This is a genomic window from Xanthobacteraceae bacterium (assembly GCA_019454205.1).
GTDB lineage: Bacteria > Pseudomonadota > Alphaproteobacteria > Rhizobiales > Xanthobacteraceae.
This window is the reverse complement of sequence record CP075369.1, coordinates 1376058-1387901: the sequence shown is the minus strand read 5'-3', so window position 1 is coordinate 1387901 and position 11844 is coordinate 1376058. Positions and strand designations below refer to the sequence as shown.

Annotated in this window: 9 protein-coding genes; 5 read left to right on the top strand and 4 right to left on the bottom strand. The window is 63.4% G+C overall.

The genetic code is table 11. The features are described from left to right. The first annotated feature begins 43 nt into the window (after positions 1–43). Entirely contained in the window at positions 44–388 is a 345-nt protein-coding gene (gene hspQ / locus KF794_06820) for a heat shock protein HspQ (GenBank protein ID QYK46378.1), read from the top strand. A gap of 72 nt (positions 389–460) precedes the next feature. Here hspQ and KF794_06815 read toward each other — a convergent pair whose 3' ends face one another. Beyond that, the gene (locus KF794_06815; protein QYK46377.1) at positions 461–1141 is read right to left on the bottom strand and encodes an invasion associated locus B family protein; all 681 of its coding nucleotides are present in this window, start codon (positions 1139–1141) and stop codon (positions 461–463) included. A 329-nt stretch (positions 1142–1470) separates the two neighbouring features. Here KF794_06815 and KF794_06810 point away from each other — a divergent pair, with 329 nt between their 5' ends. The 3 genes from KF794_06810 to KF794_06800 are packed head-to-tail and all read left to right on the top strand — an operon-like array spanning position 1471 to position 5245. Further along, positions 1471–3180 (top strand): ABC transporter substrate-binding protein, encoded by a 1710-nt coding sequence (locus KF794_06810; GenBank protein QYK46625.1) that lies wholly within the window; start codon positions 1471–1473, stop codon positions 3178–3180. Next, positions 3177–4592 (top strand): acyl--CoA ligase, encoded by a 1416-nt coding sequence (locus KF794_06805; GenBank protein QYK46376.1) that lies wholly within the window; start codon positions 3177–3179, stop codon positions 4590–4592. Before KF794_06810 ends, KF794_06805 begins: the two co-directional genes overlap by 4 nt. A 2-nt stretch (positions 4593–4594) precedes the next feature. Further along, the gene (locus KF794_06800) at positions 4595–5245 is read left to right on the top strand and encodes a DsbA family oxidoreductase (protein ID QYK46375.1); all 651 of its coding nucleotides are present in this window, start codon (positions 4595–4597) and stop codon (positions 5243–5245) included. Here the strand turns inward: KF794_06800 and mfd are convergent, their stop codons facing one another. Next, the gene (mfd, locus tag KF794_06795; GenBank protein ID QYK46374.1) at positions 5246–8755 is read right to left on the bottom strand and encodes a transcription-repair coupling factor; all 3510 of its coding nucleotides are present in this window, start codon (positions 8753–8755) and stop codon (positions 5246–5248) included. Beyond that, positions 8752–9024, bottom strand: a complete 273-nt coding sequence (locus tag KF794_06790; protein ID QYK46373.1) for a succinate dehydrogenase assembly factor 2 — start codon at positions 9022–9024, stop codon at positions 8752–8754. The genes mfd and KF794_06790 overlap by 4 nt, the downstream gene beginning before the upstream one ends. Positions 9025–9148: 124 nt before the next feature. Between KF794_06790 and recG the strand changes: the two genes are divergently transcribed. Further along, the gene (recG, locus tag KF794_06785) at positions 9149–11242 is read left to right on the top strand and encodes an ATP-dependent DNA helicase RecG (protein ID QYK46372.1); all 2094 of its coding nucleotides are present in this window, start codon (positions 9149–9151) and stop codon (positions 11240–11242) included. A gap of 3 nt (positions 11243–11245) precedes the next feature. Here recG and KF794_06780 read toward each other — a convergent pair whose 3' ends face one another. Next, positions 11246–11821, bottom strand: coding sequence for a DUF805 domain-containing protein (locus KF794_06780; GenBank protein ID QYK46371.1), 576 nt, complete (start codon positions 11819–11821; stop codon positions 11246–11248). Positions 11822–11844 lie beyond the last annotated feature (23 nt).

The window sequence follows — 11844 nt, the reverse complement described above, 5'->3', positions numbered from 1 at the left end:
CCGAAGTTTGGCCCGATTAGGCGGTTTGCACTATGATCGGACTATGAGCCCCGATTTTATGAAACCGCGTGAAGCGAAATACCGGATCGGCCAGATCGTCCGGCACAAATTTTATCCGTTCCGCGGTATCGTGTTCGACGTCGATCCGACGTTCAACAACACCGAGGAATGGTGGCTGTCTATCCCTGAGGCGATGCGCCCGTCGAAAGACCAGCCGTTCTATCATCTGCTCGCGGAGAATTCGGACACGGAATACGTCGCTTACGTCTCCGAACAGAATCTGGAGCCGGATACTTCCGGCGAGCCGCTGCGTCATCCGGAATTGAACGAGCGTTTCGCAACCGATGCCGACGGTAACTACCGCTCGCGGGACCACAAGGCGCACTAGGCAAACGCTTTAGCCAAAAGAAAAACGGCGCGTCCGAGACGCGCCGTTTTCGTATTCATGTGTGCGAAGCGCTTACTGCTTCTTCTGCTCGAGAAGCTTCTTGGCTTCCTTGTTCATCGACTCTTCGAGCTTCTGGCGCTGCGCCTGGATTTCCTTCGGGTCGACCGGCGGGCCATCATAGGACTTGGCGAAGTCCGTCAGCGGGAAGGTGATGTTCACGGTGCGGCCGACGTGGTTGATGGTCTGCACGATCAGCGCCTTGCCCTTCTTCAGGCCGGCGACGAAATCATCGTTGACCTGGAGGTCGGCGAAGCATCCGTCCGGAACGCAGATCGCGTACTTGGCTTCGATCGGCTGGTTCTGATCGACCACGACGCGAAGGCCCGGCTCGAGCAGCATGCCGAGCGGCACGGCGATGCGGAACAGCTTCTGCGCGCCCTTCTCCTCGATCACGGTGACTGCGGCGAGCATCTGGCCGGTTTCGGCGTGGAGATTCTGGGTAACGACGCAGGTCTCTTTCTTGGTCTGGTCGTTGTTCTGGCAGATCTTGGTCCACTTGGTCGCGAGCACGTTCTGCTGCTGCGGCTGCTTGGCGTCCTTCTGGTTCGGATCGGCCTTCTGCTTGGTCTCTTTCTTCTTCTCGGTCTTCTTCTCCTGCGCGAAGCCGGGCACGGTGCCGCTCAGCACCGTCGCGGCGGCAAAGCCGGCGATAAGAAACGCGCAAACGGGCGCGGTCAGCGAACGAAACTTCATCGACTATCCCCTGTGGTCTTTGCCTCGAGCGGCGACGGAAGAACGCGAATAAACGCAGATGCCGGCGGGCGGTTCTGATTTGTTCGCGCACCGTGTCGGGGCCAAATGAGGCAAGACAGTGGCACGCACCCCGGAAATACGGGGTCACATGATATGGTTTCGGGCGCTTGCCGACGATTCGGAACGCCCATCGGAGAGCATCCCAAGCCGTGCCCGATCCCGCCAATAAACATTCGTTGCATTTGCGGTACCGGGTTCATGCCGCCGCGCTGCTCTTTGCCTGCTTCGCGGGCAGCGGCGCTTTTGCCGCTCCCCGGCATGCGCTCGCCATGCACGGAGAGCCGCTCTACGGGCCGGACTTCACCCATTTTCGCTATGCGAATCCGGAGGCGCCCAAGGGCGGCCGGTTGACCATCGCCGCGGTCGGGACCTTCGACAGCATCAATCCCTTCGTGATCCGCGGTAACCCGTTCCAGAAGGTCCGCAACTATGTGGTCGAAGGATTGATGGCCAGGGGTCAGGACGAGCCGTTCACGGTCTACCCGCTGATCGCGAAAACCATCGAGACGGACGACGAGCGCCGCTTCGTCGCGTTCACGCTGGACGAACGCGCACGGTTCTCCGACGGACAGCCGGTTACCGCCGAGGACGTGCTATTCTCATGGCAACTGTTGCGCGACAAGGGACGGCCGAACCACCGGCTTTATTATTCGAAAGTCGTGAAGGCGGAAAAGACCGGCCCGCACGCGGTGCGCTTCGACTTCGCCGACGACGGCGACCGCGAGCTTCCGCTCATCATGGCGATGATGCCGGTGCTGCCGAAGCATGCGACCGATGCCGAGAAGTTCGGCGAGCCTTCGCTCGCTCCGATGCTGGGAAGCGGGCCTTATACGATCGAGGAGATTCGTTCCGGCGAGCATGTGCTGTTACGGCGCAACGCGGCTTACTGGGGCCGCGACCTGCCCGCGAACCGCGGCCATTATAATTTCGACGAGCTTCGCTTCGAGTTTTATCGCGAGGCGGTGACATGGCTGGAGGCTTTCCGCCGCAAGCAGTTCGACTTCCTGATCGAAGACGATCCGTCACGCTGGGCGCTCGAATACGATTTTCCCGCCGCGAAAAGCGATGGTCTGATCCGCGAGGAGATCGGCAGCGAAGCCCCGAAGCCAATCCCTGCCCTCGTGTTCAATACGCGCCGCGCGATCTTTGTGGATGCGCGCGTGCGCGAGGCGCTGATCGAACTGTTCGATTTCGAGTGGGTGAATGCAAAACTGTTTCACTCCGCATTTCGGCGGAGCGGCAGCTTCTTCGACGATTCGAAGCTCTCGGCTCGCGGCGAGCCGCCCAACGAGAAAGAGCGCGAACTGCTCGCGCCGTTCCTCTCCGAACTGCGTCCGGACGTGCTCGAAGGAAAGTACGAGCCGCCCGTTTCCGACGGTTCGGGACGCGACCTCCAGCGGCTGCGCCGTGCGCTACAGTTACTGCGGCAGGCAGGATGGACCACGAAGGACAACCGCCTTGTTCATCGCGCTACCGGCGCGCCGTTCCGTTTTGAAATTCTCGTCACGGGCCGCGAGGACGAGCGCCTCGTGAATGTCTACGCCAGCATGCTGGCGCGCGCGGGCATTACCGCCGATGTGCGGCGCGTGGACGGATCGCAGTTCGAACAGCGCCGCACGCAATTCGATTTCGACATGGCACCCGCGGTATGGAGTCAGTCGCTCTCGCCGGGTAACGAGCAGTTCTTCTATTTCGGCTCCGCGAGCGCGGACCAGCCGGGCACGCGCAATTACATGGGCATGAAAAGCAAGGCCGCGGATGCCATGATCGAGGCGACATTGCGCGCACGCACGCCGCAAGAGTTGCGCGATGCGGCGCGCGCGCTCGACCGCGTGCTGATGTCCGGGAATTATTTTGTGCCGCTTTACTACCTGCCGAAAACGCGGATTGCGCGTTGGCCGCACATCGAACGGCCGGACACTACTTCGCTCTACGGCGTGCTGCCCGATACGTGGTGGCGGAAGGCAGGCGTGCGATGAGTGGCGCCGGCACATTCGCCCCGCAGATCACGCTGGACGCGCTATTCCAGCGCAACGCGCAGGCCGGACCGGAGGCGACCGCGATTACCGAGCACGGCAGCGTGGGACTGCGTGAGCTGAGCTACGCCGCGCTGAACGACGACGTGAACGCGGTCGCGGCACAGATCGAAGGTTTCAAGTTCGACACGCCGCGCAATATCGCACTGCTTTTGCCGAACGGAGCCGAACTCGCCATCGCCCTGCTCGCGGTCATGCGCGCGGGGCATTGCGCCGTACCGATGCCGGTGGCGTGGCGAAAGTCCGATCTGGTTCGCGCGTTGCGGACCTGCGAGGCGGCTGCACTCATCACCACGGCGAATTTTGCGCATGAAGCATTGCCGGCGCTTGCCGCTTCCGCCGCAAGCGAAGTGTTCGAACTGAGCTTTCCTTGCGCTTTCGGCGACGGATTGCCGGACGGAATAATTCCGCTCTCGCTCGACAGGACGAAGCAGGAAATTAAAGCCGTTGCGCTCGCTCCAGAACAGTCCACGATTGCGACATTTGGCGCGAACGCGAACGGCGTCGACCTGTTCCCGCGCACGAATGCGCAATGGCTTGCGGCGGGCTTGAGTCCGCTGCTCGCGGCGGACATCCGGCAAGGCGACACCATCGTCAGCGCCGTGCCTCCCGCGTCGCTTGCGGGCGTCGCCGGTGCGTTCATCCCCTGGCTGCTGACCGGCGGCACGCTGGAACTGCATGCAGACATGCCGCGCGAAGCGATGTTCGCCGAGGGCAAGCGTGTTCATCTGCTCGCACCCGCGCGGTTGCTTCCTGCCGTTGCGCGCGTGCTCGGCGCACCGCTCGCATCTTCGACCGGCGTGCATACCGGCGGCACGGCAGATACCGACTTCAGCGCGATCAACAGCGAACGGCTTTGCGACCTCTATGCGCTCGGCGAACATGCGGCGTTCGCGTTGCGGCGCACGTTGCCTTCGCAATCTCCGGCAGTACCCGCTGGTGAAGTCCCCGCTGGCGCAACAGGAGGGCCGGTGACGGTCGAGACGTCGCGAAGCAGCGACGGCGAAATCCTCGTGCGCGGCGCATTACTCGCTACAAGCGCAAAAGCCGGCGAATTGGCGCAAACCGGATTCAGTTCCTATGCCGTCGATGGCGGAGGCTTCCTCCCCGTCGCGCCGCCCGGCCTGCTTTCCATCGGCGGATTGCAATTTGGCGCGAACGATCTGGAGCGGCGAATTCTCAAGGCCGTGCCGGACGCGAAAGTCGCACAGACCGCCGATCCATTACTCGGTACGCGCATCGTCATCTGGTCGGCGCAGCCCGACCATGCGGTTGATGCGTTGCTGGAGGCCGGATTGCCGCGCATCATCGCGCATTCGGTCATCATGGCCGAACAGGCACGCAAGGCAGGATGAGCATGGCGACACCGATCACCATCGACGTGGTTTCCGACGTGGTGTGTCCATGGTGCTATGTGGGCAAACGCCGCCTCGAAATGACGCTTGCTTCGCGAAAGGACATTGCTGCCGAAATCCGCTGGCGGCCGTTCTTCCTCGATCCGACCGTGCCGCGCGAAGGCAAGCCGCGCATCGACTACATCACCGGGAAGTTCGGCGGCACGGAGAAACTCACCGCCGCGCATAAACGGCTGACCGGAATCGGCGCGGAAGCAGGTATCGACTTTCACTTCGAAGACATCGAAGTACAGCCGAATACGCTGGACGCGCATCGCGTGATCGGATGGGCGATGGTGGAAGGCAAGGCCGATGCTGTCGTGGACAATCTGTTTCGCGATTTCTTCGTGAATGGCGCGAACCTCGCCGACCCGGAAACGCTCGCGGCGGCCGGCGCGCGCGGCGGCATGGACATCGCGAAACTTCGCGCAGACCTCGCGAGCGATAAGGATAGCGAACTTGTCCGCAAGCAAGCACAGGCCGCATCTGCCAGCGGTATCGGCGGCGTGCCGTTCTTCGTCTTCAACAGCAAGATCGCGCTCGCGGGCGCGCAGGAAGCGGAAGTGATTTCTTCCGCCATCGACCAGTCGCTCGCGGCGGCGACGGGCGGCTAACTACGCCGCCTTCGCGCGCTTCGCGATTGCAGCCAACGTCTCCAGCAATTTCTTCGTGCCCTTCAGACGTGCGTCCAACTTGTCCCAGCCGCGCAGCACGACCACGGTCATGTCGGGGCGCACGCGAGCGTTCGGTCCTTCCTTGCCGATCCACTGGATCAGGCCTTCCGGATTGTCGAAGCGCCCGTCACGGAACGCGATGGTCGCGCCCTTCGCGCCCGCTTCGATCTTCGCGACATTGGCCGCGCGGCACAGGGCCTTGATCTCGACGATCTGGAGCAGCGTTTTCATCTCGTCCGGCATGGCGCCGAAACGATCCACGATTTCGGCGGCGATGGAATCGATCTCCGCGTTCGTTTCCAGTTCGGCGAGGCGGCGATAGAGGCCGAGGCGCACGGCGAGATCGGGAACATATTCTTCCGGGATCATCACGGGCGTACCGACATTGATTTGCGGCGACCACTTGTCGGCGGCAGGCATGTCCGCGCCTGCTTTCAGCATCATCACCGCTTCTTCGAGCATTTCCTGATACAGTTCGTAACCGACTTCGCGGATATGGCCGGACTGTTCCTCGCCGAGCAGGTTGCCAGCACCGCGGATGTCGAGATCGTGCGAGGCAAGCTCGAAGCCCGCGCCGAGTTGATCGAGCGATTGCAGTACTTTCAGCCGCCGCTCCGCCTGCGCGGTCACCGGCTTGTCGGCGGGAATGGTGAGCAGCGCATAGGCGCGCGTCTTCGAGCGGCCGACACGGCCGCGCAACTGGTAGAGCTGCGCGAGGCCGAAGCGATCGGCGCGATGAACGATCAGCGTGTTCGCGGTCGGTATGTCGAGACCGGATTCGACGATGGTGGTCGAGAGCAGCACGTCGAACTTTCCGTCGTAGAAATCCGACATGATGCCTTCGAGCGTGGACGGCGGCATCTGGCCGTGTGCAACAGCGGCGCGGATTTCCGGCACATGCTCGTCGAGGAATTGCTTGCGGCCGTCGAGGTCCTCGATGCGCGGGCAGACATAGAACGCCTGCCCGCCGCGATATTTCTCGCGCAACAGCGCTTCGCGAACCGTCAGCGGATCGAACGGCGATACGAAGGTCCGCACGGCAAGGCGGTCCACCGGAGGCGACGCGATCAGCGAAAGCTCGCGCACGCCGGTCAATGCCAGTTGCAGCGTGCGCGGGATCGGGGTCGCGGTCAGCGTCAGCACATGGACTTCCGTGCGCAACTGCTTGAGCCGCTCTTTATGCGCAACGCCGAAGTGCTGCTCCTCGTCCACGATGACAAGGCCGAGGTTCTTGAACTCGACGCTCTTTGCGAGCAGCGCGTGCGTGCCGATCACGATGTCCACCGTGCCGTCGGCAAGGCCCGCGCGCGTTGCCGCAATGTCCGATGCTGAAACCAGCCGGCTTGCCTGTCCGATCCTGAACGGAAAACCGCGGAAGCGCTCCGAGAACGTGCGGAAATGCTGGCGTGCGAGCAGCGTGGTCGGCACCACCACCGCCACTTGCGTGCCGTTGCTTGCCGCGACGAATGCCGCGCGCAAGGCAACTTCCGTTTTTCCGAACCCCACGTCGCCGCAGATCAGGCGATCCATCGGGCGGCCCGCGCCGAGGTCGTGAATGGTGGCGTCGATGGCGGCGCGCTGGTCGTCGGTTTCGTCGTAGGGAAAGCGTGCGGCGAATTCCTCGTACTGACCTTCGATCACGCCCATCTTCGGTGCGTCGTGCAGGCTGCGCGCAGCCGCAATCTTCACCAGCGCTTCCGCCATTTCCTTGATGCGTTGCTTGAGGCGTGCCTTGCGGTTCTGCCAGCCCGCGCCGCCGAGCCGGTCGAGTTCGACGCCGGTATCTTCGGAGCCGTAACGCGAAAGCAATTCGATGTTCTCGACGGGCAGAAACAGGCGGTTGTTATCGGCGTAATGGATTTCGAGGCAGTCGTGCGGCACGCCGAGCGCCTCGATGGTTTTCAGCCCGACGAAGCGTCCGATGCCGTGATCGACATGCACGACGAGGTCGCCCGCGTTCAGGCTGGTCAGTTCGGAAATGAAATCCTGCGGGCGCTTGTGCTTGCGCTGCGGGCGCGCGAGGCGCTCGCCGAGAATGTCCTGCTCGCTGACGATGACGGCGTCGGTGGTCTCGAAACCGGATTCAAGACCGAGCAGCGCGAAGCCCGTAGTACCCTGCTTCAGTCCGGTGAGGCCGCCCCAGTCTTGCACCACCACTGTCGCGGTCAGGCCGTGATCGGCGAAAACCTGCATCAGGCGCTCGCGCGAGCCTTCGCTCCATGAGGCGACGAGAACTTTCTTGCCTTCACTTTGCTTCGCACGGATATGCGCCGAAGCTGCTTCAAAAACATTGCCGCTGGGCGCCGCGCGTTCCGGCGCGAAGCTACGCCCCTGACGGAGTGCCGGATCGACCACACGTCCACCACTTTCGGGGGCAGCGAACGGTGATATGCGCGCGACCGAAGTCTGCTTCAGGCGCAGTTCCCATTCGTTGCCCGTGAGATAAAGCCGCTCCGCGGGTAGCGGCTTGTAGAGCGGCATCTGCCCCGCATCGAACGCTTCCTTGCGGGCCGCGTAATAATCCGCGATCTGATCGATGCGCTCGCGCGAGGCTTCCTCGACCAGCGGTTCGAGCACGGCCGGTGTCGCGGGAAGATAATCGAAAATCGTTTCCAGCTTTTCATGGAACATCGGCAGCCAGTGCTCCATGCCCGGATGGCGGCGGCCTTCGCTCACCGCTTCGTAGAGCGCGTCATCGCGCGTATTGCCGCCGAATTGCGCGATATAGCCTTGCCGGAAGCGCGCGATGGATTCCGGATCGAGACGGAATTCGCTGGTCGCAAGCAGTTCCAGTTCGTCGAGCGTGGAAGCGCTGCGCTGTGTTTCCGGGTCGAACGCGCGGATCGTTTCCAGCGTCTCGCCGAAGAAGTCGAGCCGCACTGCGCCGATGCCACCCGGTGCGTACAGGTCGATGATGCCGCCGCGCACCGCATATTCGGCGGCGTCGCGCACGGTCGAGGCGCGCGAAAAGCCGTTTTGCTCCAGCCACTGCACCACGCCATTAAAATCGACGCGCTGCCCCGGCTTCATCCGAAGCGAGGATGCTTTCACGAAATCGCGTGGCGGCACTCGCTGCAATACGCCATTCACGGTTGCGAGCACGATGGCCGGCTCGCTGCCGCCATGCGCGATGCGCGCGAGCGCGGTCATGCGGCGCGCGACCACTTCGGGGATCGGAGAAACGCGGTCGAACGGCAGGCAGTCCCACGCGGGAAATGTCCATACCGGAAGATCGGATGCGAAGAATTGCAACGCGCCTGCCAGCGCGGCCATGCGCTCGGCGTCGCGGCACACGACCATAAAATGCTTGCTCGCGGCGTCGCTGCGCGCGAAATGCGCGCGCGCCAGATCGGCCACCACGAGCGCCGAAGCGCCGTCGGGCACGTTCGCAATGGTGAGTGGCGCGCCGGGCCTGAGCGCGGCGCCTCGCAACGCCTGCGGTACGTTCACGGCTGGCCGTCCCGGTAATAGTCCACGATCTTACGAAAGATGCCGCTGTCGAAATTCGCGGGCACCGGCGCTGTCCCCGCGATCCATAGATAGAGTTCGGGGTCCGGCGCTTCCATCAGCGCTTCCAGTTCGTCGATCTCGGTATCGCTCAGCGTGGCGACCTTCGCATCGACGAAACGGCCGAGCACGAGGTCCATCTCGCGCGTGCCGCGATGCCAGGCGCGGAAGCGCAACCGCTTGCGCCGCTCGTTCAGGGGTTCCGTCTGCATCGCCAGCTCCAACGCCAAAAGCCCGGACGTGCCGGGCGGGTCTCTATAGCCGCGCGGGAAACGCGGCGACAAGGCCCTCCTGCGCATGGTTGCGCCGCGCGAGACGTTCGGCCAATTTGCCGCCATGCGCCCGGCCGTTCTGAACGCTCTTTTCGCGCCGCTCGGCGCGCTCCCCGGTATCGGACCGAAATTCGCGGCGCTGTTCGGGCGGCTATTCGGCCGCGACGAGCCGCGAGTGATCGACGCGCTGTTTCATCTTCCGGTTTCGGCCATCGATCGCCGCGCGCAGCCGAAGCTGAAGGATGTCGTGGCGGACCAGATCGTCACGCTGAAAGTAATGGTCGAGAAGCACACGCCTGCGCCGCCGCGCGGACGCGCGCCGCATCGCGTGCAGGCTTCCGACGACACCGGCACGCTAGAACTGGTTTATTTCGGAATCCCGCGCGAGCGTATCGAGAAGCTGCTGCCCGTTGGCGAGACGCGCTACGTTTCCGGCAAGGCGGCGCTTTATGACGGCCGTTGGCAGATGACACATCCCGACCGCGTCGTCGATGAAAAGGGATTGGAAAAGCTGGCAGGCGTCGAGCCGGTTTATCCGCTGACACAGGGCCTCTCGAATACCATCGTACGCCGCGCGGCGGGAGGCGCACTGTCGCGAACCGTTGAACTGGCCGAGTGGCAGGACGCGGCATTCGTTACGTCGAGGCGCTTTCCCTCCTTCCGGGAAGCGCTCGCGCGGCAACATGAACCGAAAGAACCTGGCGACGCGGACCCATCTTCCGTTTTCCGCGCCCGCCTTGCCTACGACGAACTGCTTGCGCAACAGCTCGCCCTCGCGCTGGTGCGCAGCGACATGCGGCGCGAGCCGGGACGCGAGAATTTCGCGGAAGGAAAATTGCGCGCGAAGATCGAAGCGGCGTTGCCGTTCTCGCTCACGCCGTCGCAGCGCCGCGCCAGCGAAGAGATTGCGGCCGATCTCCGCGCACCGCACCGGATGCTGCGGCTGCTACAGGGCGATGTCGGCTCCGGCAAGACGCTGGTCGCGTTGCTCGCAAGCGCGCATGTAATCGAGGCTGGGCGGCAAGCGGCCATCATGGCACCGACCGAAATTCTCGCGCGGCAACATGCCGACCGCATCGCGCCGCTGGCGGATGCCGCGGGAATTCGCGTAGCGCTGCTTACGGGACGCGAGCGCGGCAAGCCGCGCGAAGAAATGCTGAAGCGCCTCGCATCCGGCGAACTCGATCTCCTGATCGGCACCCATGCGATTTTTCAGGAGGATGTTGCCTTCCACGACCTCGCGTTTGCCGTCGTGGACGAGCAGCACCGCTTCGGCGTTCACCAGCGGCTTGCGCTAACCGACAAGGGCAACGCTCCTGACGTGCTGGTGATGACCGCGACGCCGATCCCGCGCACGCTGGTCCTCACCTATTTCGGCGACATGGAGATTTCGGAGTTACGCGAGAAGCCGGCGGGGCGCTTCCCCATCGACACCCGCACCGTTTCGCTGGAGCGGCTCGAGGAAGTCGTCGCCGGAGTGAAACGCGCGGTCGAGAACGGCGCGCGCGTCTACTGGATTTGCCCGCTGGTGGAAGAATCGGAAGACAGCGATCTCGCCGCCGCCGAGATGCGCTTCACGGAGCTTCAGAACGTTTTCGGCGCGAACGTAGGTCTCGTCCACGGCCGCCTCAAGGCGGCGGAGAAGGACGAAGCGATGGCGAAGTTCGCGCGCGGCGAAACGCAGGTGCTGGTTGCCACCACCGTGGTCGAGGTTGGCGTCGATGTACCGGAAGCAACCGTCATGGTGATCGAGCAGGCAGAGCGCTTCGGGCTTGCGCAGCTGCATCAACTTCGCGGGCGCGTCGGGCGTGGCAGCGCTCCGTCGACCTGCCTGCTTCTGTTCAGGGAGCCGCTCGGCGAAACCGCGAAGCGGCGTCTCTCCATACTTCGCGAAACCGAGGATGGTTTTCGCATCGCGGAGGAAGACCTTGCGTTGCGCGGCGAAGGCGAAGTGCTGGGCACGCGCCAGAGCGGTTTGCCGGGCTTCAAGATCGCACTGCCCGAATTACATCGCGACCTGATCGAAACCGCGCGCAGGGAAGCCGCGCTGATCGTGTCGCGAGATCCGTCGCTGACCGGCACTCGCGGGGAAGCGTTGCGGACGCTGCTCTATCTGTTCGAGCGCGAGGAAGCGGTTCGGTTGCTGGAGGCCGGCTGACGCCTAGACGGCGCCGTAGCGGTCCGGGCCAGCGCCGGCGTAACGGTTCGGACCGTACTTGTTGTTGCCGGGGTTGCCGGGCAGCAGCATGAACACCAGCAGGATGATGAAGAAAATCAACATCAGGATGCCAACCGCCAGAAACAGGTTGGCGCTGACGCCAAGCGAGAACGCAGTTGCGTTGTTCACCGCCCTGCCGCCGACCGTCGCGGTGGTCGCAAGGATCGATTGGTGGATCAGATTGAATGCAAGAATGAAAAAGATGAACATCGTGCCGTAGGGGAACAGCAGCCACCAGCCGGACTTGTTGGTGTCGTGCAGGCGGCGGACGGTGACGGAGAGCGTCGGCAGGAACAGCGCAAGGGCGACGACGATATAGAACGGGCCGCCGACGACGTACCAGAACTGAGGACCATTCCATCCCGCGAAAATCAGCGAGTCGAGGACGATGGCGCCAAAGGTGCAAATGATCGAGAACAGAACCCACCACCAGTATTCGGCGCGGGCAGCCCGCTGACCGAAATACGAGTAGTTGAAGATGCCTTCGCCGACCGCATCGCCGAACGTCATTGCTGCCATTGCCAGCCCCCGGAACCCTTGGA